Below are 23,297 nucleotides of genomic sequence, written 5' to 3' on the forward strand. Positions count from 1 at the left end.
GCTTATTCCTTCAACCGCCGCCACAACCGGTAGCCCTTGCGGACGATCTCCAGAATGGGCCGGGGAACCGGAAACATCCAGCGGGAGGCAACAGGCCGGTACAGGTGATAATACGCCTTCTTGAAATCCTCCCACATGCTGCAGTCCTCATCCTTCAGGAAATCGGATATATCTACGATCAGGCCGCGGCCGTCCTGAACCATCACATTCTTGGCGTGGACATCATGCGGGTGGAGTCCGCGGGACCGGGCATAACCCAGCGCGCTGTCAATATCTTCTATGGCCTGCGCGGTGATGAGAATTCCCCGTTTCATCGAGTCATAGAAGGTAACTCCTTGCAGCCGTTTCAGGATCAGAAAGTCCGGTCCGCTGTAATAGCATTCGGAGAATGCCGGATGACGGCCGAGGCGGCGGTACACCTCTGCTTCTTCTGTAAGGCCCGGCCTGCCCGGGGCGTACACCTTCACTGCATAACCGGGAGCTTCCGGATGATAGAATACGGCAGCGTAATTCCCGGTTCCCAGCACCTTCCAGGGCTTCGGCACGCTGCGGACCTTCACGGGTTCCAGTGGATCAACACTCTCTATCGTTGCTTGTGCCAATAACTCACCCTTGATCCGTTCTATCAGCTTCTCCATTCCACTCACCCCGCAGCTCAGTTCGATAATTGCTCTATCCTTCCAGTGTACGCCAAAACATACTATTGAGCTAATCCATGCCGGGAGCAGCATAAAAACCGGTCAGCAGCAGCTAACCGGTCCTTCAACCTGGAGAAATCCATTACGCTAATATAAATAATATTTACTGTAAAGTTATAGTCATTTCACTATCCACCAGTTCCAGTAAGCTGTGTACTGTCCAGCGCCCGTCTGCGGTTTTATCCATACGAAACATTACGTCAACCGGTACTTCCACGAGATTATCGTTATCATCCCATTCCTTATGCAGTTCAGCTGCGTACACGACAGCATGATCAGCGCTTAGATAAGGAATATAGGTTCCAGCCACTTTCTGTTTCTCAGAGCCGTATGCTTGCTGGGCCATCTCATCCTCAAATTGCAGGCCAGTCTCGCTTTCAAATTCGCTTATGTAAGCCGGTGATGTTGACTGAATGATTGCAGCTGCATCTCCATTTGCCCATGCCTGATTATATGCATCCAAACCCGACATAACTGCTGCAGCCTCACCGCCCTGTCCGGCATTGACTGTACCTCCTGCAGTTGCCTCCTTGGCCACCTCATATTTGGGGCCTTCCAAATATAAACGGGCTAACTTCCAATCCTCTTTTTCTTTGGTGACGGTGAATATAAAGTCAATCTCCCGTTTAAATGCGGCGGATGCTGATTTATACGCTACTCTGACGACAGCTTTATTATCTGAGAGATATCCAATTTTATCTACTGAGACAGTGGAGTCCTTTAAAGGAAGGAAGTTGAAATCTACACCCATCTCCGAATCAATAGTGGTATAAATATCCCATCCCTGACCGGTAAATATCTCACGCGATGGATTGATCTGACCCTCCTTAAAGAAGCTGTCGAATAAAGGACGGATCTTGTCTCCTTCATCGGTTATTGTCTTCGTTAGAAGAATAGTCTGCTCGTCCACATTGAATTTTACCTGATATCCTAACATTTCACTGATTGAACGGACAGGCATATATGTAAGATTTCCGATTCGCCGCACAGGTGCCGGGAGTGTCAACTCTTTATCCTTATACATTACTTTTTTGCTGCCCAGCCATAAGGTAATCAGCGGTTTGGCGTCTTCCTCCCCACTGTCAAAAACATAAACTCTTCCTAATTCCACATTCATATCCACGGTCATTCCCAGTGACTCAAAGAAAAACCGGTAGTACACAAGCGTGTTCCCCTTCTCCACATACAAAGGCTCTGAACCAGCAAGCGAAACTCCATTAACCGCGATGTTGACATCTGGATATTCTGCAGCAGCAGAACTTTGTTGCGGGGCAACCATAAACAGCAGACAAGCCAGTATAAAGATAATAAATTTTTTATTCATCAAATTCCCCTTTCAAACTAGTAATCTTATCAGCGGCCAAATCACCTTACAAAGAATACCACATGAATGCATAGGAATTTGTCGAATTATGTTATTTTTAAAAAAGCAGCCAACACACCAAAGCTCCCTAATGGGCATTTAACAGACCACCCTCCACACGCTCATTGGATTCGCACACCCACGGCAAAGTTACCCTCACGCTGGTTCCCGCCTGAAGTTCCGAATCTACCCTAATCTGACCGCCGTACATTTCAATTAATTGTTTACAGATGGACAAGCCGATGCCTGTCCCTTTTTGCTTGGTGGTATAGAACGGATCGAAGATCCGTTTTAATTTATCCGGCGGTATCCCTTCGCCATTGTCTTTGAAGATCAGCATGATTTCATGGGTCTCATCCGCCGTGGTCACTGTAATATCTATCCTGCCTTGGCATGCGGTGAAGGAATCAATGCTATTCTTCAGAATATTCAGGAAGACCTGCTCCAGCTGTGAGGCATTTCCGAAAGTCAGAATAGTCTCATCCGAATAATCCACTGCCAGAATAATATCGCCGCTAAGTATGAGCTGATTCACAATGTTGTTCACTCTATGTATAACCTCGATTACATTAAACACTACGCCGCTGTTCTTCGCATGATCCCCTTTCCGCGACAGCATCAGGAAGTCCGTAACTAAGCCGTTCAGCGTATCGATCTCTTTAATTGTAATATCCATGTAGGCACGCAGTTCATTAGCTTTGATCTCAGGCTCATTAAGCCTATTATTCACAAGCTGGGCGAAGCCCTTGATTGAAGCCAGCGGATTACGGATTTCATGTGCCATGCCTGCGGCCATCTGTCCCATAACCGCAATTTTTTGTTCATGCAGATTGTCGATCTGCTGGTTTTTATTAGACAAATAACCTTGAGCGAAGCCGGTAAACCGGGTCCAGTTGGATTCCATCAGCCGATTATAGAAAAACAGCCGGTTCGCCGAATCATCCACAAGCGCTTCAATGGTCCGAAACATCATATTCTGGGCGGTTAAGTTCAAATCTTTGCTCATTTCAAGCAGAATATCAAAATGGTCGCCAAATATCTCTGCAGTATAAGCCCCTTGCGTAAACCCCTCTTGCTCCTGTGTATGCAGGTACTGCTCATAATCAGAAGGCCCCAGGAACAATGCTTCTATTATAGACATTAAGGTCATAGTGAAGGTTGCATCCAGCAATTCCTTATGCGTCTCTATGAACCAGGCGGATTGGGGGTTTTTCATGATTACAGAGTGATAATGAGTGTTCAGAATCATTGAAACTGCCGGTGTTAATGACGAGCGCAACTGATTTTCACTGTATCCCATTTCCATCCTCCCTCTTTGCTTGATGTATTCAATATATGTTTATATTTTCCTGCTTAAAAATAAAGCAAATCCATATTTATTTCAATTTTAAAATATACATCTGTATAAATATAGAACACCCCAAGCCTTCCGCTTAGGCGGAGTAGTTTGGGGTGTTGGTAATCATCCTCTGGATACTTTAAAATCTTAATAGACGATCATAATTATACTTTTCCAATTTCAGTTAAAGGAGGATTTACTTGCTTTGATCAGACTCCTCGCTTCTTTACTTTCTGCATTACTTCTGTCGATTGTATTCACAATGATCATATCCTTGTAACTCCTGCTTCATTGTATATAGATAGAGCCATCAAACACCGCAACATGATTACACATGTTTTGTTATATTTCATAATTGGAGCCATACTGGGTGTATTCATCCTCATAATCAATTCTGCGAATAATGTCCAGGCTTCTATACGGCTAGTATTACTTTTTGGAATCAGTGCGTCTGTATTTTCTCTATTTGCGGGCCTCTTTACATTTATAATGAACACATCAAGGCGCTAAAGCTGTTCAAAAATGTATAACCTTATGTTCCTCAGCGCTTCTGTACGTTTCGAATACAAGCTCCAGCGTCTTCAAATTGTCTTCTCCGCTCGTCTGGAATTCCCCGCCCGTATTCAGGCAGTGAATGAAATGTGACTGCAGGCGGTAGTGGCTCTCTTCGAAATCAAGGCCGTTGTTCTCCGAAACTATAGTCTCCACACCCTTGTTATCAATCACGCTGATGGTGCCGCTGCTGTATAGCTTCACTGTGGCCTTATCGCCCTCGATGATCAGCTGCTCCAGATGATTAGGCAGCACAGGTGCCGTTAGCTTGCCGCAGATTCTAAGCTATACCTGGTATAACGTCAGATTTAAATCAATAAAAACCACTTTGACAAATCACTTGCTGAGGGCTTGCAATGAACCGATAAAGGTATATCCCTCCGGTATATTTAGTTGTATTTTGTACAACTAAATCGTCTGATTTTCAACCGATTATCTGTTTAATTGTATTTCGTGCAATTAAATTTCCATTTGCAGATTGTTTCACCCGTTCAGGCAGATTTAGTTGTACAGATTACAGTTATAAGATGCAAGCATACCCTTTCGCTGTTTTTAATTGCACATTATACAACTATCGCTATGTTCCCCCTTGAAACAGGTAAAGGAGCCTGACCCAAGCAGCCTTTTCACGGCTTTGGGGTCGGCTCCTGTTTTTATAAGTCTTAGTTACCGTTATCCAGCCATGTACGCATCATAGATAACAGCTGTGCACTGTTGACTGGTTTGGTAATGTAATCCGAGCAGCCTGCTTCGAGGCACAGCTCCCGGTCTCCCTTCATCGCTTTCGCCGTCAGCGCAAGAATGGGGAGGTCCTTGAATTCCGGCTTGAGCCGGATGGCACGGGTCGTTTCATAGCCGTCCATCCCCGGCATCATGATATCCATCAGGACAATTTCGATGTCCGGTGTCTGTTCCAGAAGAGTGATGGCATCCTGGCCGTTCTCCGCAGGGATGACCTTCATCTGATGACGTTCCAGAATGGAAGTGAGTGCGAAGATGTTCCGGATATCATCATCCACTACAAGCACTTTCTTAGACTCAATCATTTCATCCGAGTGATGCAGCTTAACCAGCTTATCCTTTGAACCGGACGGCAGGTTCTCCGCCTTGCGGTGCAGGAAGAGGGTCGTTTCATCGATCAGCTGGAGATTCGATTTCACCTCTTTGAGCACCGCCATTTTGACCAGCTCATCCCAATCGCTTTCTTCCGCCGGTGTCAGCTTCCTGCTCATGTGGACCAGGACGGGAACCTTTTTGTTCTTCGCGTTCTTGTACATATCCCGGATAAACCGGATGAGATTCATCTCCGGCAGGCTGCTGTCCAGTACCACACAATCGAATTCTTTGGTATTGATCTGGTTCAACGCTTTGCGTGCCGTGTCCACTGCCGTAAGACTGATATCAGGGTTGCTTAACAGCTCAATGATTTGCTTGCGCTCTTCCTCATTCTGGACCGCCACCAGCAGATTCCTGGTCTTCTTATCCGCAAACTGGTTCAGACGGTCGAGCGCATTCTCCAACTCTTCATTGGTCACCGGTTTGCGGAAGTAATCATGAGCGCCCCGCTGTAACAGCAGTACCTCATCCTCATCGACCGTCATCACACAGACCGGAATATGCCGCACCTCAATATCGTTCTTCAGCTGCTCGAGTACCAGCCAGCCGTCGGCGTCTCCGCCAAGATGCAGATCGAGTGTTATAGCAATCGGCTGGTACTTATGAACAAGCTCCAGCACATCATAGCCGCTGGATGTAATCACGGCTTTGATACCTTTTTTGTGGAGCATATCCAGCATAATTTCATTGAACTTCTGGTCATCCTCAATAATCAGGAAGACACGGTCTCCCGGCACGATCTGATCCCGGTCATCAAGGAACGTATCATCTGCCGGCTTAGCCAGATTACTTCTGCGTTTGGATGGGGTGATATCGATCACCTCCGGAACATGTGCCTTGGGGATCTCCGGTTCGGTGAATTCCGCTTCAGTAGGCAGGTACAGATTAAAGACGCTCCCTTTGCCCGCTTCACTGTACAGGGTGATTTCTCCGCCTAACATCTCGGCAATCTCGCGGGATATGGCAAGACCCAGGCCTGTCCCGCCGTATTCCCGGTTCGTGCTGCCATCCGCCTGCTGGAAGGCTTCGAAGATAATCTGCTGCTTTTCAGGCGGGATACCGATTCCCGTGTCGCTTACAGAGAAGCAGATCACCGTTTTGGCCCGCGTCAGCGATTCATTCTCCGGATGCCAGCCCTCGCCTGCTTTGCGGATCTGCAGCATGATCTGCCCTTGCTCCGTGAACTTGAAGGCGTTGGACAGCAGGTTCTTCAGAATTTGCTGCAGCCGCTTGAAATCCGTTGCTATTCTGGCCGGTACGCCGGAATCAATGATGATCCGGTAGTCCAGCTTCTTGGCATCCACCATATGGCGGAAGGTACGGTCCAGCCCGTCTGTCAGCTCTGCCAGAGAAACCTCGCTGTAATCCGGCGTAATCGTGCCCGATTCGATTTTGGACAGATCCAGAATATCGTTGATAAGGTTAAGCAATTCAAGTCCGGAGTCCTGAATGGTCTTCGCGAACTTCACCTGAATCTCATGAAGATTCTCATCCGGGTTCTCGGCCAGCTGTTCTGCCAGGAGTAGCAGGGAATTCAGCGGGGTTCGCAGCTCATGCGACATGTTGGCCAGAAACTCGGATTTGTACTTGGACGTGAGCGCAAGCTGTTCCGCTTTCTCCTCCAGATAACGCTTGGCTACCTCTACCTCATGATTCTTGCTCTCCACTTCCGCCTTCTGCAGCACCAGCAGCTTCGCTTTATCCTCAAGCTCGTCATTCGTACTCCGCAGCTCCATCTGCTGCTTCTGGAGCTCCTCGGTGAGCGACTGTGATTGGATCAGCAATTCCTCCGTACGCTGGTTCGCCTGCATGGTATTGATCACAATGCCGATGGATTCTGTAAGCTGATCCAGGAAGGCGATGTCGATATCACTATAAGGGCGGAAGGTGGCCAGCTCCAGTATCGCCAGCACCTGATCTTCGAAAATAATCGGCAGCAAAATAATATTAAGCGGGGTAGCTTCTCCCAATGCGGACGAAATTACAACATAGTCGCCCGGCACATTGGTAAGCAGGATCCGCTGCTTCTCAATCAGACACTGGCCGACCAGCCCTTGCCCGGCCCGGAATTCATTGGCCAGATGCTTGCGGCTCTGGTAAGCATAGCTGGCGAACAGCTTCAGAACCGCTTCACCGTTAGAAGGCTCATTGATGTAGAAGACCCCATGCTGCATAGATACAAGCGGAGCCAGCTCGGACAGGATCATACGGCTCACCGCATACAAATCTCTTTGCCCTTGCAGCATCCGTGAGAATTTGGCCAGGTTGGTTTTGAGCCAATCCTGCTCTGTATTGATCCGGGTCGTCTCCTTCAGGTTCCGGATCATTTCGTTAATATTATCTTTGAGTGTCGCGACTTCCCCGGAGGCGGATACGTCGATGGCCCGTGACAGATCGCCATTCGTTACCGCCGTGGCAACATTCGTAATCGCCCGCACCTGCGTGGTAAGCGTACTCGCCATGTAGTTAACGTTGTCTGTCAGGTCACGCCACGTTCCTGCTGCTCCAGGCACACTGGCTTGTCCGCCCAGCTTCCCTTCGGCGCCTACCTCCCGCGCCACCGTGGTCACCTGGTCGGCGAAGGTCGCCAGTGTCTCGATCATATTATTGATGGTATCAGTCAGCTCGGCGATTTCGCCTTTGGCTTCCACGGTCAGCTTCTGCTTCAGATTACCGTTCGCAACGGCAGTCACAACCTTGGCGATCCCGCGCACCTGATCCGTCAGATTGGTCGCCATAATGTTAACGTTGTCGGTCAGATCCTTCCAAATCCCCCCGACGCCGCGCACCTGGGCTTGTCCGCCCAGCTTACCGTCTGTACCGACCTCGCGCGCCACACGCGTAACCTCGGAAGCGAACGAATTCAGCTGGTCCACCATCGTATTAATCGTGTTCTTCAGCTCAAGCAGTTCGCCTTTAACGTCTACCGTAATCTTCTTGGACAGATCGCCGTTCGCTACCGCTGTCGTAACACCGGCAATGTTGCGCATCTGAATGGTCAGATTGCTGGCCATGTAGTTGACCGTATCGGTCAGATCCTTCCAGGTACCGGAAACATCCTTAACTTCCGCCTGCGCCCCGAGTTTGCCGTCCGTACCGACCTCGCGCGCCACACGCGTAACCTCGGAGGCGAAGATCGAGAGCTGGTCCACCATGGTGTTGATCGTATTCTTCAGCTCCAGAATTTCACCTTTGACATCTACGGTAATCTTCTTGGACAGATCCCCTTTGGCTACCGCCGTCGTAACGTCCGCAATATTCCGCACCTGGTCCGTCAGATTCCGGGCCATATTATTTACGCCCTCGGTCAAGTCTTTCCAGGTTCCGCCGACGCCCTTCACCTGCGCCTGTCCGCCCAGTTTGCCGTCTGTACCTACCTCGCGGGCCACACGCGTCACCTCGGAGGAGAACATCGAGAGCTGGTCCACCATCGTATTGATGGTATTTTTGAGCTCCAGGATTTCGCCCTGGACATCGGCAGTGATTTTCTTGGACAGATCTCCGTTCGCTACTGCCGTCGTTACAACAGCAATGTTACGCACCTGATTGGTCAGGTTCGAGGCCATATAGTTTACACTCTCGGTCAAATCCCGCCAGGTCCCGGCAACGCCCTTAACCTGGGCCTGTCCGCCCAGCATGCCCTCGGTACCCACCTCACGCGCCACACGGGTAACCTCGGAAGCGAAGGTAGAGAGCTGCTCCACCATGGTGTTAATTGTGTTCTTGAGCTCAAGGATTTCTCCGGTCGCATTTACCGTGATCTGCTTGGACAGGTCGCCCTTGGCCACCGCCGTCGTCACTTCAGCGATATTACGCACCTGATCGGTCAGGGTACCCGCCATAAAGTTAACGCTGTCCGTTAAATCCTTCCAGGTGCCGGATACGCCCTTCACATCCGCCTGACCGCCGAGAATTCCTTCCGTGGAGACCTCCCGCGCCACCCGTGTCACCTCAGAGGCGAAGTTGCTGAGCTGATCCACCATAATATTGATGGTGCTCTTCAACTGGAGAATTTCGCCTTTCGCATCGACAGTTATCGTCTTGGATAAGTCGCCCTTAGCGACAGCGGTTGTTACTTCGGCAATGTTACGCACCTGATTGGTTAAGTTCGAGGCCATGTAATTTACGCTTTCCGTCAAATCCCGCCAGGTGCCGGATACGCCTTTGACATCTGCCTGTCCGCCAAGGATCCCTTCCGTACCGACCTCACGCGCCATCCGGGTAACCTCGGAAGCGAAGGTCGACAGCTGATCCACCATCGTGTTGATGGTGTTCTTGAGCTCAAGGATTTCGCCCTGGACATCGGCAGTAATCTTCTTCGACAGATCGCCGTTTGCGACCGCAGTGGTCACAACCGCGATGTTACGCACCTGGTTGGTCAGGTTGGAGGCCATGTAGTTTACACTTTCGGTTAGATCGCGCCATGTACCCGATACATCCTTCACGTCTGCCTGCCCGCCAAGCTTACCCTCCGTGCCAACCTCTCGCGCTACACGAGTAACCTCGGAAGAGAACATGGAGAGCTGATCCACCATGGTGTTGATCGTATTTTTGAGCTCAAGGATTTCTCCCCGTGCATTTACTGTAATTTGCTTTGACAGATCACCGTTCGCCACAGCAGTCGTTACCGCCGCAATATTACGCACCTGATCCGTAAGGTTAGTCGCCATGTAATTCACGCTGTCTGTTAAGTCTTTCCAGGTTCCCGATACCCCTTTGACATCTGCCTGCCCGCCCAGAATGCCCTCCGTGCCGACCTCGCGTGCTACCCGGGTAACCTCGGAGGCAAATGTACTAAGCTGATTCACCATCATGTTAATATTGCTTGCCGTCCGCTGGAATTCACCAGTGAGCGGCCGCCCTTCGATCTCCAGCTCCACCTTCTGGGACAGATCGCCTTTGGCTACGGCGTTAATCACCCGGACCATCTCGCTGGTCGGTTGAATTAAGTCAATAACCATCCCGTTCAGCGAATCGGTAATGGTCTCCCAGGAGCCGCCCAGATTCTTCTGCACGAATCTGCGCGACAGATTACCTTCTTTACCGACCACCCTGGCTACTGTCTGGACTTCATTCACCAGACTCTCCTGAATATCCATGATCTCGTTGAAGGTATCCGCTACCTTACCGGCTATTCCCGTGCGGTCATAGGGCATTCTGTGGGAGAAGTTTCCTTTCTTCATCGCCATTAAGGCGTTGAGCAATTCGCCGGCATCAATCTGATCCCCGCTTATCTCTTTGCTTTGGTTCTGATCGCTCATAGTATCAACCCTGCCCCTTATGCATTATTTACTTGGAATTGTTTGACTGCAATTGTAAAAACAAAGGTGGCGCCAGGTTCATTCGACGGTTCTACCCGGATGCTGCCGCCCATTAATTCAACTAAAGATTTGCTGATCGATAATCCAAGCCCTGTGCCTCCGAACCTGCGTGTTGTAGAGGCATCCAGCTGGGAGAAGGGCTGGAACAGCTCGTTTATCTTATCCGGGGGAATTCCGATGCCCGTATCTTTAATTGTAAATTCAAGCGTAAGCGTATTCGCCTCTTCGGACAGCTTGTTAACCATTATGTATATACTGCCTTCATGGGTGAATTTCACTGCATTGCCCACCAGATTATTCAATACCTGACGGAGGCGGGTCATATCACCCGTTATATAAGGCGGAACCGAAGGATCTACGGTCACAGCCATCTCCAGTTTCCGCTCCCTGGTTTTGGCTGTGAACAAATCTATCGTTTCAGCCAGGCAGTCCTGAAGGGAGAACGGCGCCTCTTCCACTTCCATCTTTCCGGATTCAATTTTGGAATAATCGAGAATAGGATTGATGACCGAAAGCAGTGCATTGCTGCTCGTGTGGATAATTCCTGCCATCTCAGCGTATTCTTCCGGCAAATCGGAGGTGAGCAGCAGATCAGACATGCCTATGATCCCATTCAGCGGAGTACGGATCTCATGGCTCATCATGGCCAGAAATTCCGATTTCACACGGGATGCGATTTCCGCCGCTTCCTTAGCCTCTCTGAGCTCCTGATTCGTTTTCTCCATCTGCTTCGCTTGTTGCTTGAGCATGTCGCTTTGGATCTGCAGGGTTTTGTTAGCTTCATACATACTGACATAGCCCTCGATTTTTGATTTGAACAGCTGCGGGACGAAGGGCTTCGTCATATAATCCATAGCGCCGACCGAATAGCCTGCGAAGATATCCTCCATTGTATTACTGGTCGCTGTCATAAAGATGATAGGCACGTAATTGTTTTTCTCCCGGGTCCGGATGAGGCGTGCCGTCTCCAGCCCGTCCATTCCCGGCATTTGCACATCCATGACGATGACGGCAAATTCTTCTTCCAATAAACAGCGCAAAGCCTCTACCCCGGAATATGCCCGAAACAGATGATATGGTTCTCCGCTTAGAATAGCCTCAATGGCAAGCAAGTTTTCGGGGTGATCGTCTACGAGAAGGATGTTGACTGGGAAATCCATGAGGACCCTCACTTTCCGACTTGTGGCTTGCTGACGTTTATATTTCGAAAATATAGCTTATATACCCATAATTTCAAATAACGAAACTCCCTTTACCCTTATAGCTTTCCCATTGTTCTCTATGTATTCACCAGTGTAGGAAAAACAAAAAAGCGATCGTCCGGAGACGGGCCGCTTTCTTCCTTTAGGCAATATTCAGAGCAGATATTATTCTGCCCAATCAAGCTTCCCTGTATCACCACTCCATAAGCCCCTTGATATGAGCCGTCAGCTTCCGGGCAGCTTTACTGTGCGTAGCTTGGGAAGGGTGGGAGTCGGAGGCGTATCCATCCACTGCCTCCTGCACGTCAAATTTCATGGCAGAAATGTTGCTGTCTCCTGTTTCTTGCATATATCCCTTCACTGCCTGTTCGACATAAGGATACAATCTGTCTCCCATGATGCCCAGCGTACACAGAATGGGTGTGCGGGGGTTATTGCGTCTGACCATTTTGAGGAATTCAGCATACTCCCTGGCATATTCCGTCTGCTTGCCGGTATCGTCTCTGGTGTAGGAATCATCATTCGTTCCGAGATTGATGACAATCAGATCGGGCACAAACCTGTTGAAATCCCAACGAATATCCTGGGGCAGCAGAACGCCGTCAAATTTACCCTCGGACTTGCCTACCCGTTCATAATAATCCGGGAGAAGATGTGTCAGCAGCCGTTGATCGGTTTCCGTGTATCCTGTAATAATGCCATAGCCGCTATACGAAACCATACTATAGTCCGCATCAAGATGGCGGGCCGTCAGATAAGCATAGCTTTTGGTGACATCTTCTGTAGCTGTGGAGAAGGAATGCAGCCCGTCCTCATCATCCACGCCGTAGCCGCAGGTAATGGAATCGCCGATGAATTCGATCTTATGTACTTTTGCCGGAGCGGGTTTGATTCCATCCGCTGCATGGACAGCAATCTCCTGAATCCCTGCCGTGGACATTGCCGCCTCAGACAGCTTGGTGACCTTTACCCTGACCTCCTGCTCCGTCTCGCTCTCAAATATCGTATACGTTCTAAGCAGCGTGTCCAGCTGGTCGTCAATGACCCGTACTCCGTTTACACAGATGCCAATCCTGGCCAGATTATTACCGGTTAAGGCAATAGTATCAGCTTTCAATGTAATCTCCGCTTTGGTGCCATAGAATGAAAATTCGATACCGCTGCCGGAGAGTGCCAGCCACAGCACATCATTGCTGTAATGCGTCCGGCCGGTCAATTTCACATGTGTCTCCGCAGGTTTGAATACTTGCGCGTGTTCTGTCATCTTTAAACCTTCCTTCCCGCTCTATAACAGTAACAGTAGCAGGCGCGCCTTTTGTTTTCAAGAACTGTCTGACAAAGAGACTGGAGCATTCCGCGAATCTGTTACATTCTAACCCTTGACTGTTAGCGCTTCATCTATGATAATAACAACCTCACCCAAATAGATTCGGGACAGGCACATCATTGATTATAGAAAAGGGGCGGTCGTTATCAGCTGGTTAAATGATCTCTATAAATTACAGAAGCGGGAGCTGAAAAAGGACATCGAACCCGCTCTGGTCAATGCCATCTTCCGGATGTATGACCGGTTTCCGAGGATCGGCCTCACAGAGAGGCTCGGCCAGCAGGATATGTCTCTGGATATCGCGGATGCTTATGTACATAGCCGCAATGCGATGATTGAAGCCGGAGTCGGAATCGGCAAGTCTTTTGCCTACCTTATCCCCGGCCTGCTCATTAACCAGATCTCCCGGCAGCCGGTCATTATTGCCACCTCCTCCATCCAGCTCTCCGAACAGATCCATAAAGATCTGCGGTTCATCGGCAGCCGGCTCGGGTTCACTTCAGTCCGCTCCGTAGTCGGGAAAGGTATGGGGCAATATGCCTGCCGGTACAGGGCAGCTGAACTAATCAAGCCGGATGCTGCTGCTTCCCCCCTGTCTGCGCTTGCCGAACGTATTGTGAATTACGGGATTGATGAGCGGGCAGATATTGAGGGCGGTGTTAGTGACGCGGTATGGTCCGGCGTTTGTGTGAATGATTGCAAATTTGAGCAATGCCATTACCGGAGCACCTGCTCGTTCTACGAGATGAGGGCCAAAATTAATGCCGCCCCCGGCGACATGGATTTCATCATCGTTAATCAGGACCTGCTTATCCGTGACCTGATTAAGAAGAAGGAAGGAACCAAGGGCTTAATTGCGGAACGGCCGGCGCTGATCGTAATAGATGAAGCACATAATCTCGAAGCAAAGGTCAGAGATGCAAGAACGCTCGAATTCACCTTCCGGGGAACCTGCCGCATACTGGAGGACGCCTTACAGATTCTTTTCAGGCAATCCGCAGATAAGGAGCTAATGGCACAATATAAATTTATAAAAAGATGCGCCGGGGATATTTTCAGACAGGTAGAGGCGGATCTGCTGCACACAGCCAAGCAGGACAATGACCGGATCAAAGTATCGGAGATTACAGGAGTCCCGCTGCAGCGGGGAATTCAGGTATTGAGAGAGTTCAGTCTCAGCCTGTCCGTCCTCACTTCCCGGCGTGAGCGGGAGATTGACAATGCTTTTGAAGCCATGAACGGACTTATCGGCCTCTTTGCTGTACTCGCCGGAGCGGAGGACAACTATCTGATCTGGGCAAGCCATACGCGGGGGGAGAGCACGGTCAGCATCTGTCCCAAAGGCATAAAGCCAGTTCCTGAAACACAGCTTGTTTAACGGAAAGACCTCTGTCATCTTAACGTCAGCAACCCTGTGCCAGACCGGAGATACGCTGGAGGAACAATATGCTTATCTGACAGAGTCGCTCGGATACCGGGGAGATTATATGGAGCGCCAGGCTTCACCGTTTGATTACGATAACCACACCCTGATGTACATTGCCAGGAACGTTCCCTACTATAACCATAACAACCGGGAAGCTTATCTGGAAGCAGCGTACAAGGAGATGCTGAGACTCTGCAATTTGACGGACGGGCGGACACTGGTGCTTTTCTCGGCCAAAGAGGATATGAAGTACATTCATCAGAAGCTAAGCGCCGAGAAGCTTAACTGGGCGCTGCATGTGCAGAGGGAAGGCTCGTCCCAGGATGGGGTAATCGCTGAATTCCGGGCCAGTAAAGGCGTTCTGCTGAGTACGGGGGTATTCTGGGAGGGCGTAAATATCGCAGGCTCCGATTTATCGCAGTTAATTGTGGTCCGGCTCCCTTTCCCGGTCCCTGCCGATCCGGTCTATGAATATAAGGCCTCTTTGGCTGAGAACCCCTTGAAAGACGTATTCGTCCCGGACATGCTACTCCGGTTGAGGCAGGGCACGGGACGTCTGATCCGCAGTGAAACGGACCTGGGTGTGCTCAGTATCCTCGATTCCCGCCTGTCCGCCGGAGCCCGTAAGGACTACCGGGATAAGGTGCTGGGAGCTTTGCCCTTCAAGCGGGTTACCGAGGATTTCAGGGTGCTGGAGAAGTTTGTACAGGAGAAATTTGATAAGATTTGATATCAACCGCTCTAACGGACACGCTGGCGCATCGGATTTGCTTTTTTATGCTTCATGCTGGTTTGCTTCAGATTGTTCTCGCCTCCAGCCTCTCCTTTGCTTGGAGTAACGGCGAAAAAGGACAGAAGCCCGCCAGCCGCCCCTACGGCTGCCATAGTACCGAATAAAACCCAATGTCCCCGGTTCATTAGAAGTGACACGACCGGCGGGCCCAGTGCAACCCCGATAAATCTCATGCTGCTGTATAAGGAGGTGATTGTACCACGGTTCTCTTTTTCAATCCCCTCCGTGATCAGCGCATCCATGCAGGGCAGAACCACACCAATCCCGACACCGCTTAAACTTAAGAAGCCTACCATGAAGTATATATTCTGGCTAAAGCCTGTTATCAGCATAGCTGCTGTAAGCACCGCCATACCTCCGAAACCGAGCCATTTCATTAACAGCTTGTTTTTGCCGATGATTTTGCCGCTTCCGTAAGAGGCCAGACACAGAAGTGCAAGGGGAATGGCCAGTACAAATCCCTTGGAGGCCCCATGCAGGTTATACTCCGCCTCCAGCGTCTCCGATAAATAGAACAGCACGCCGAAGGTTGCGAACATACAGATTCCGCCTATCGCAAATATGGCATACAGCCAGCGGCCCCTTTCATGCAGGATTTCTTTAATGCCGGTTAAGAATTGCCCGATGCTTTTCTTTTCGGCCTTCTCCTCTGACTTTGGTTTCTTGACGAGAAACACAACAAGCACAAAGGAAATCAGACACAAGGCCGGAATCGCGATGAAGGGTGCATACCATAGCAATGTACCGAGATACGCGCCAAGGATCGGACTTAATACTTTGCCGAAGGTGTTGGAGGTTTCAATGATTCCCAATCCTTTACTAACCTCTTTCTCATCCTTGAACAGATCGCCTACGAAGGGAAGGACGATCGGAAAGGCTCCTGCGGCTCCAATCCCCTGGACTAGACGCCCTCCGAGGATGACCCAGTAGGCAGTTACTCCGGTTAAGAACCAGGCAGCGGCAACACAAATAGCTCCGCCTATGGCCGCAAGGATGAGACTGGGCAGGATAACGATTTTACGTCCAAAGCGGTCTGACAGATAACCGGCAACCGGAATCATCAAGATGGCGATCAGGCCATACACCGTGATGATCATACTGACCTGAAAAGCATTGATACCAAGCTTTTTGGAGATCTGCGGCAGAATAGGCAACAGCATGGAATTGCCAAGTGTCATGATTAACGGGATGGAAGCAAGTGCAATTAATGCTCCTTTTGAACCTTTCATGGCGAACCACCTTCTTTGTAATCACATCCTGCTTATTGTGGTTCATACAGCATTATTTATACACCCTGCAGGGAGATATTGATGCTGTTCATTGAACAAAAAAGGGAGGTCCGGCTGAGATTATGTAGCAATATTATGAATTTAGATTGTATCGGTGAAAATGCTGCAACATCCATGTTCTTTGCGGGCATGCTAGTTCTTGTTCAAATCCAACAATAAAGGAGTTTATTTATGACAGGAATTTTAGGCGGTAACCCCAAAGAAGAACCGATGCACTATGGAGAAATCTTCACGGTCTGGCAAGCCTCGATGGTAGCCAAGGGAGCATTGTCGTGTTACAGAGCTTATATGTATCACGCTGGCGATAACGATCTCAAAAAAATATTAGGAACATTAATTGATCAGGCAGAGCTGGAAATCAGTGAGTGCGACACTCTGCTCACCGAGCAGGGTCTTGCCTCTGCACCGGTAATGCCAGACCGGCCGGATGCCAAGCTTGAGGATATCCCTGTTGGGGCACGGTTCACAGATCCTGAAATAGCTGCCAAACTTGCTGCTGATACCGCTACAGGACTGGTAGCATGCAGTCAGGCTATGGGGCAATCCATCCGCGAAGATATCGGGGCCTTATTTGCCAAATACCACCTTACCAAAGCAGCCATAGGCGTTAAAATTCTGCATTTGAATAAGAAGAAGGGCTGGCTGATTCCACCGCCTCTTCTAACTAAAAGACCTGAAACCGTTAGAGTGTAAACTGTTTACACTCAACATCCCATAAAGAGGGCCCGCGATCTTTCGCGGGCCTTCTTTTGGTTGTCCTATATCCGCCTTTACCAGAATATGCTATCTGTATAAAGGGGGAGGACAACATTAACGTATTTATAGGTTATATCTTTCTGGGATTATCTCTTTCCGCACCCTTGGGGCCCATTAATGCTGCACAGCTGGACAAGGGACTCCGCGGAGGATTCATGCCTGCCTGGGCTGTTGGCCTGGGGGCGGTCAGCGCAGATATTATCTATATGCTGCTTGTCTATTTCGGCCTAATTCACCTGCTGGACGATCCGTTTGTGAAAGTATTCTTGTGGCTGTTCGGGTTCTTTGTCCTCGTCTATACAGGGGTGGACAGCATCAAGAATACAGGAGACATTTCAGTGGCCGGCCTAAGGGGAAGCGATGCCTCACTGTCCAGGTCTTATGTGTCGGGATTTCTGATGTCCTTATTCAATCCCCTGTCCATCCTGTTCTGGCTGGGGATATACGGCTCGATATTGGCTGAGGCTGCCAGTAATTATCCGATGCAGCAGCTGCTGATCTACAGCGGGGCAATCGTCCTCGGGATTCTGCTCTGGGACGTAACCATGGCGGCCGCCTCCAGTCTCTTCCGTAAGTTTCTGACGGTCAGGGTATTACAGGTGATCTCCGTACTGTCCGGCCTGTCGCTGATTGGCTTTGGTTTTTATTTTGGTGTACAGGCTGCACGGCTGCTCTTTTTTCATTAAACCTTGTTTTTGCGCAGCCTGATCCCTGTGATCCGGAACTCAGGACCGCCCTGCAGGGAATGGGATTCATGGGTACCGCCTTTTTTGCCGCGATAGTGTTGAACAATCCAGTCACTCAGCGCAATCAGTGAAACAATCAGCAGACTGATGTAGAAGCCCGGACGGCTGAGCGCATGAAACAGTGTCCCTGCTACAGCAGCCGCAATCAGCACCAGGCCCGTCCAGCGTTTCACTCCGCTGAGAAGACTGGGCTTAAGCAGCCGGCCGGCTGAGAGTAAGATAAAGGACCAGTTATACAGGATCATGAGGCCCGCAGCCGTGGTAATGTATTCATATACTTTTCCCGGCAGCCACAAGGACATCATGATAGCACCTATTAGACCGGCAGCAATCAGACATAGTGCGTAGAACGGATATTTATCCTTCCATTTCTTCGAGAATAACTTGGGCGCATCGCCTTCCTGCGCAAGAGTGATCATCATTGAGGTAATGGCATACAGCGAGGCTGTCATCGTGGAGAATCCGGCAATAATCAGCACCCCGTTAAACAAATGCGGCACGAAGGCCAGATGATCGCTGCGGAGTGCAAGAACAAAAGGACTTTCCTTCGGGTTGAAGGCGCTTAACGGCACCATAATCACCGCAAGTCCGATCGACAGGACATACACCCCAGCCAGTCCGAGCAGCATCACCTTCCCCGCTTTTGGAGCCTCCTCAGGTTTCTTGAGCCTGTAGGACATAATCCCCAGCACCTCAATGCCGCCGTAAGCATAAAAAGCAAAAATAAAGGCCGACCAAAGTCCGATGCCCCCTGACGGAAACAACGCCTTATACCCAAGGGGTACCTTCGGTGTGAACTTCCCCCCACCGATCCAGCCAGCCAGAAGCGCAGCAGCAATCACAAGAAACATCAGGATCGCCGCCACTTTGATGACAGCCAGTATATTTTCAACCCGGTCAAATCCCTTATTCCCGAAAAACACAATCAACAGGCTCACTGCGGCAAACCCGGCAGCAAAAACCCACATCGGTACGGCCGGAAACCAAAAACGCGAGAAGATGGATAACGCTGTAAGTTGGCTTCCCATAATCAGCAGCTCCGAGAACCAATATACCCAGCCGCTTCCGAACCCTGCCCAGCTGCCGAACGCTTTCTTGGCATAGGACCGGAAGGAGCCCTGCTCCGGATGTTCTGCCGTCATCCTTGCCAGCGCATCAAATACAACATAGGTTCCGCCAGCCGCCAAAATGTAGGCCAGCAGCACAGCAGGACCGCCCATGGAGATGGCCAGTCCCGAGCCCAAAAAGTATCCGGTTCCTATAGTCCCTGCTATGCCCAATAAACTGAGCTGCCACCATTTAAGCTTCTTGTCCTCTTCGGTTTTACTGGAGGTTTGCTTCATGAATTCCGTCCTCATCCTGATTCGAATTTGAGAGTTCTCATCTCTACAATTCCCCTCGGGCGGACAAATTAGTACTCTCTTTTATTCCCCTTCTTCACATACTCCCATTCAACCTCAATATTTTTCCGGACTCTCTGCAGAAGCTGAAATAATAGTTCTGATTCTTGTCCGGAGAACCCTGCTAAGGCAACCCTGTCCGTATGATCCCCTTCTCTTTTCAGAAAAGAATAAGCCTGATCACCCTTTTCAGTTGTAAACAGCCTGTTGATTTTTTTGTTTGTTTCATCATCCTTCTTCTCAATGAAGCCTTGGACTTCAAGCTTCTGCACTGCACGTGCGGCGGTTGTCCGGTCTACCTTGATCATTTCGGACAGCTTCTCCTGAATAATTCCCGGATTCTCATAGATGCGGACGAGATATAAATATTGCCCCTTAGTCAGATCTAATTCCTTGAACTCTATATTACTTATAGAATCCAGTGCCCTCGCAATCATTCCAACCTCACGCAGTATCTCTTTCACTTGATCACCTGCCCGTCCAATAATGTTGTATTTACAACAATAATAAATCTATATATACTAATGAATATCGTTATTTCATTATGGCGTTTCTGGCACAAAAAACAAATGTAGAATGGCCCTGGATCGTCATCTTACACTCAGGAGTGAATAACATGGAGATTAGAATCGATAATTTGACTGGAACTGAAATCATAGCATTGATCAGCGAGCATTTACAGAGCATGTTTGAGCAATCCCCGCCGGAGAGTGTACATGCACTGGATTTGGACAAATTACGGTCACCGGAAATCACCTTCTGGAGTGCCTGGGAACACGGCGAATTGTTAGGTTGCGGGGCGCTTAAAGACCTTGGGGACCATCATGGTGAAATCAAATCCATGCGGACATCTGGCAGGCACCTCAGAAAAGGCGTCGCCTCTGCAATGCTTGCCCACATCCTTAAGGAAGCTGTGCAGCAAGGCTATGTGCGGCTGAGTCTGGAAACCGGATCAACGGAAGGCTTCGAGGCGGCCCGGAAATTATACGAACGATTCGGGTTTGAGGCCTGCAGCCCGTTTGCGGATTACATTGAGGACCCTTACAGTGTGTTTATGACGAAGGCATTGTGAGACAACAAATTGGAGTCAGATAGACGATTGAGCTCGTGAGAACGCTGCGCGAACGGATCGTTGTTCCAATCGCTGTTGTGTCCAGATTTTTTTAATTTTCCTTAGCGGTTAAAATCCGGACACAAAGGCGACCGCTGCCGCTTTTCCGCGGGTCGTTCCGTCCTCTCCGCTGTTTAAGCGGAATGCGAATTCCGGTCTTCATAACATAAAAAATGCAAGCTACAAAATGACCAAAAATGCAGAGCAGCGATCCTCCAATAACAAGAGAATCGCTGCTTTTTGTCGTTATAACTTCAAATTAACGGAACTGGCCCGCATCGATAGCTGCCTGCTTCTCATCAAGGATTTCCTGATATCCAGCATCAAGGAAGCTCTTCTTGGCATCTGCATAGGCTGCATCGAATTCAGCTTCCGGAGCCAGAACGGTCTTCACATACAGATCCTGGAACAGCGAGTTCAGATCCGCTTTGTATTCATTAACCTTTTCGAGCACTACACTGAACATGGCATCAGGTGTACGGAATTCCGCAACCTCGTTGTAGTATTTCACCATATCCTCGGCGAGATATTCATAGCCGGCCGGTGACCAGTTACGCAGATTCGACTGGAGGGTCTTCTCTGCATCCGGATATTGTGCAATTTCAGTCACTAGTCCCCAGTAGTCTTTATTGTTGTTCGTGGAGAGGACAGATTCGCCTTTGTAATCCGGGTTCTTCACAGCAATGCCTTCAGCATCAAGTGTATAGTTCTCGCCTTCAATACCGTTCTGGAATTTGAACAGGTTCTCCGGCTGGCTCAGCCACTCGAGGTACATCCAGACGGCAGCACGCTCTTCATCCGTAGTCTCATAGTTGATGCCCATGATGAAGCCGAACGGCCAGTAAGCGCGTCCTTGAGGCTTGTAACCTTCCGGCACCATTGCATTCGGAGGAATTACCGCAAATTCGGCATCCGGGTTGTTGGCCAGCGTAGCTGCGAAGACATCGGCATTGTTGGTCAGATAGAATGCGTAGTTACCCGTTTTGCCGGCAACGAATTCAGATTTGATCTTGTTATCATCACTGCGCAGATAGAACTCTTTATCCACGAGACCGTTATTGTACTGATAGTTCAGATTGCGCAGGAAACGTTCGGTATCAGCGCTGGTGAAGTCAGCAACACTTACATCCGAATACAGGGCACGATATGCCTGATCCACCGGCCATTCACGAAAAGCATAGTTATAGCTGTAGAAGTCCTTAATCAGATTCCCCGCAGTCACACCAAGTCCGGCTTCTTTCCATTTCGCCAGCATCTCATTATACTTCTCCAGGGAGGTCAAATCCTCCACCTTCATGCCAACCTGCTCCACCCAGTCTTTACGGATGATACTGACGAAGTTATCGGCTTCAGGACGTGCAGCGAAGAAGAAGGTATTCTTATCGTCCACTTTGCCGTACTGCTGGATCGTTTCACCCAGATTTGCCCAGTAAGTTGGAGCATAATTTTCTATTTCTGAATAGTCAAGCTCCTGCATCACATCTTCGCCGTAATAAGTAAGCGCTTGAGGCATATCGTAGTGGAAAATAATATCCGGCGCCTTATGCGATGCGAGCAGCTGCTCGTAATCAGTTACTTCACTGCTGCGGGAGATAGGTACAAAGTTAACATCGATATTGTATTTGTCACCGAACTCCGCCTGAACCCAGCGGGTGTAATAGTTATCACTTACATTCCAGCCCTCGAAAGCGCGTTCATAGACCGGAATATCAATCGCAACCTTCTCTTTAAAGCCTTGTGAATAATCTGCAAAGCCCTCACTCTGGTTGCTGGAAGCTGCAGGCGTGTCCGTTCCGGCACTCTGTTTATTATTTCCGCCGGAGCATCCGGCAAGCATGCCGGCTGTCATGACAGATGCCATCATTAATGAAGCAAAACCTTTTTTGTTCATCGTAATTCCCCCATTTTTAATTTTCGGGTGCTATTTACTGCTGCTTGCGGAACATACGGCTACTCCTTAACGGCTCCTAGCATAACTCCTTGCACGAAGTATTTCTGAACGAAAGGATACACGCAGAGAATCGGCAGGGTAGCAAACACCACGACGGATGCTTTAAGCACTTCCGGGTTGCTGAGTGATACTGTGGTGGCTTCCAGCTGGAAGCTTTCACTCGCCTGAATGACCAGATAATACAGCTTCAGCTGTAGCGGCCGGAGCGAAGTCTCATGCTTGATGTAGAACAGTGCATCCTGGTAAGCATTCCAGCGCCCAACTGCGTAGAAGAGGGCAAGTGTCGCCATAATCGGCTTGGACAACGGCAGGACGATGCTGAACAGAATCCGGAAATGACCGGCACCGTCGATGCGCGCCGATTCTTCCAGACTCACCGGAATCCCGTGCGTTAGCGATGTCTTCATAATCAGCAAATTGAAGGCACTGAATGACAAGGGCAGAATCAGTGACCAGATCGTATCCATCAGTCCCAGATTATTAATGTTCATGTAATCCGGGATGATCCCCCCGCTAAAGTACATCGTGAACAGGAAAATGAAGGTGATAACCCGGCGGCCCTTGAACTGGGCTCTCGACAACGGATACGCAGCGCATATCGTCAGAATCATTCCCAGAATCGTGAACAGTACGGTTACAATTACCGAGATGTACAGGGAACGGAGGATGCTGGCATCCGCGAAGATTTTCTTATACGCTTCGATGGTGAAGCCCTGCGGCCACAAGAAGACCTTATTGGCAATGACGAAGGAGTCAGAGCTCAGGGATTTCGACACGACATGCAGGAACGGCAGCAAACAAATTAGTGAAACAACAATTAAGACGATGCGGATCAGCACATCCCAGATGTCCAAACGTCCTTTACTTAGTGAGGCCGAACGGACTGTTGATGCTCTCATGGTTTCCC

17 protein-coding genes are annotated in these 23,297 nt (G+C 49.5%); 5 read left to right on the forward strand and 12 right to left on the reverse strand.

What is annotated here, in order from left to right; genetic code table 11:
- Positions 1-2 precede the first annotated feature (2 nt).
- The 7 genes from NYE33_RS32065 to NYE33_RS32095 form a co-directional block, all read right to left on the reverse strand.
- Entirely contained in the window at positions 3-638 is a 636-nt protein-coding gene (locus tag NYE33_RS32065) for a serine/threonine-protein kinase (protein ID WP_042134675.1), read from the reverse strand.
- Between the two features lie 163 nt (positions 639-801).
- On the reverse strand, positions 802-2,022 hold the full coding sequence (locus tag NYE33_RS32070) for a copper amine oxidase N-terminal domain-containing protein (RefSeq protein ID WP_341069361.1): 1,221 nt from the start codon (positions 2,020-2,022) through the stop codon (positions 802-804).
- 127 nt (positions 2,023-2,149) lie between these two features.
- Complete coding sequence (locus tag NYE33_RS32075; RefSeq protein ID WP_341069363.1) at positions 2,150-3,361, reverse strand: sensor histidine kinase; 1,212 nt, start codon at positions 3,359-3,361, stop codon at positions 2,150-2,152.
- A 555-nt stretch (positions 3,362-3,916) separates the two neighbouring features.
- Positions 3,917-4,207 (reverse strand): hypothetical protein, encoded by a 291-nt coding sequence (locus NYE33_RS32080; RefSeq protein ID WP_042134669.1) that lies wholly within the window; start codon positions 4,205-4,207, stop codon positions 3,917-3,919.
- Between the two features lie 407 nt (positions 4,208-4,614).
- Entirely contained in the window at positions 4,615-10,329 is a 5,715-nt protein-coding gene (locus NYE33_RS32085; protein ID WP_076242488.1) for a HAMP domain-containing protein, read from the reverse strand.
- A 17-nt stretch (positions 10,330-10,346) separates the two neighbouring features.
- Positions 10,347-11,549 (reverse strand): ATP-binding protein, encoded by a 1,203-nt coding sequence (locus NYE33_RS32090; protein WP_341069366.1) that lies wholly within the window; start codon positions 11,547-11,549, stop codon positions 10,347-10,349.
- A gap of 235 nt (positions 11,550-11,784) precedes the next feature.
- Positions 11,785-12,855 carry an SGNH/GDSL hydrolase family protein gene (locus NYE33_RS32095; protein WP_336101649.1) on the reverse strand — a complete coding sequence of 357 codons (1,071 nt, stop codon included), beginning with the start codon at positions 12,853-12,855 and terminating at the stop codon, positions 11,785-11,787.
- A 295-nt stretch (positions 12,856-13,150) separates the two neighbouring features.
- Between NYE33_RS32095 and NYE33_RS32100 the strand changes: the two genes are divergently transcribed.
- Positions 13,151-14,296, forward strand: a complete 1,146-nt coding sequence (locus NYE33_RS32100) for an ATP-dependent DNA helicase (protein ID WP_341069369.1) — start codon at positions 13,151-13,153, stop codon at positions 14,294-14,296.
- Positions 14,289-15,074 (forward strand): ATP-dependent DNA helicase, encoded by a 786-nt coding sequence (locus tag NYE33_RS32105; RefSeq protein ID WP_341069372.1) that lies wholly within the window; start codon positions 14,289-14,291, stop codon positions 15,072-15,074. Before NYE33_RS32100 ends, NYE33_RS32105 begins: the two co-directional genes overlap by 8 nt.
- A gap of 11 nt (positions 15,075-15,085) precedes the next feature.
- Here the strand turns inward: NYE33_RS32105 and NYE33_RS32110 are convergent, their stop codons facing one another.
- Positions 15,086-16,366, reverse strand: coding sequence for an MFS transporter (locus tag NYE33_RS32110; RefSeq protein WP_076242485.1), 1,281 nt, complete (start codon positions 16,364-16,366; stop codon positions 15,086-15,088).
- Between the two features lie 231 nt (positions 16,367-16,597).
- Here NYE33_RS32110 and NYE33_RS32115 point away from each other — a divergent pair, with 231 nt between their 5' ends.
- Together NYE33_RS32115 and NYE33_RS32120 are read left to right on the forward strand one after the other, a co-directional pair.
- Positions 16,598-17,119 (forward strand): DUF3231 family protein, encoded by a 522-nt coding sequence (locus tag NYE33_RS32115; RefSeq protein ID WP_042134645.1) that lies wholly within the window; start codon positions 16,598-16,600, stop codon positions 17,117-17,119.
- A gap of 116 nt (positions 17,120-17,235) precedes the next feature.
- Positions 17,236-17,868 (forward strand): LysE family transporter, encoded by a 633-nt coding sequence (locus NYE33_RS32120; protein WP_042140865.1) that lies wholly within the window; start codon positions 17,236-17,238, stop codon positions 17,866-17,868.
- Here the strand turns inward: NYE33_RS32120 and NYE33_RS32125 are convergent.
- Both NYE33_RS32125 and NYE33_RS32130 read right to left on the reverse strand, forming a co-directional pair.
- A complete protein-coding gene (locus tag NYE33_RS32125; RefSeq protein WP_340947457.1) occupies positions 17,865-19,271 on the reverse strand; it encodes an amino acid permease in 1,407 nt (468 codons plus the stop codon). The genes NYE33_RS32120 and NYE33_RS32125 overlap by 4 nt on opposite strands.
- A gap of 68 nt (positions 19,272-19,339) precedes the next feature.
- Positions 19,340-19,792 (reverse strand): MarR family winged helix-turn-helix transcriptional regulator, encoded by a 453-nt coding sequence (locus NYE33_RS32130; protein WP_042134644.1) that lies wholly within the window; start codon positions 19,790-19,792, stop codon positions 19,340-19,342.
- A gap of 152 nt (positions 19,793-19,944) precedes the next feature.
- Between NYE33_RS32130 and NYE33_RS32135 the strand changes: the two genes are divergently transcribed.
- Positions 19,945-20,400, forward strand: coding sequence for a GNAT family N-acetyltransferase (locus tag NYE33_RS32135; protein ID WP_341069375.1), 456 nt, complete (start codon positions 19,945-19,947; stop codon positions 20,398-20,400).
- Between the two features lie 298 nt (positions 20,401-20,698).
- On the opposite strand, the gene NYE33_RS32140 is transcribed toward NYE33_RS32135, so the two are convergent.
- Both NYE33_RS32140 and NYE33_RS32145 read right to left on the reverse strand, forming a co-directional pair.
- Complete coding sequence (locus tag NYE33_RS32140; RefSeq protein ID WP_042134641.1) at positions 20,699-22,330, reverse strand: ABC transporter substrate-binding protein; 1,632 nt, start codon at positions 22,328-22,330, stop codon at positions 20,699-20,701.
- Between the two features lie 59 nt (positions 22,331-22,389).
- On the reverse strand, positions 22,390-23,289 hold the full coding sequence (locus NYE33_RS32145) for a carbohydrate ABC transporter permease (RefSeq protein ID WP_042134639.1): 900 nt from the start codon (positions 23,287-23,289) through the stop codon (positions 22,390-22,392).
- Between the last annotated feature and the right edge of the window lie 8 nt (positions 23,290-23,297).

The sequence above is a fragment of the Paenibacillus sp. FSL R10-2199 genome (assembly GCF_038000235.1).
GTDB lineage: Bacteria > Bacillota > Bacilli > Paenibacillales > Paenibacillaceae > Paenibacillus_AQ > Paenibacillus_AQ phytohabitans.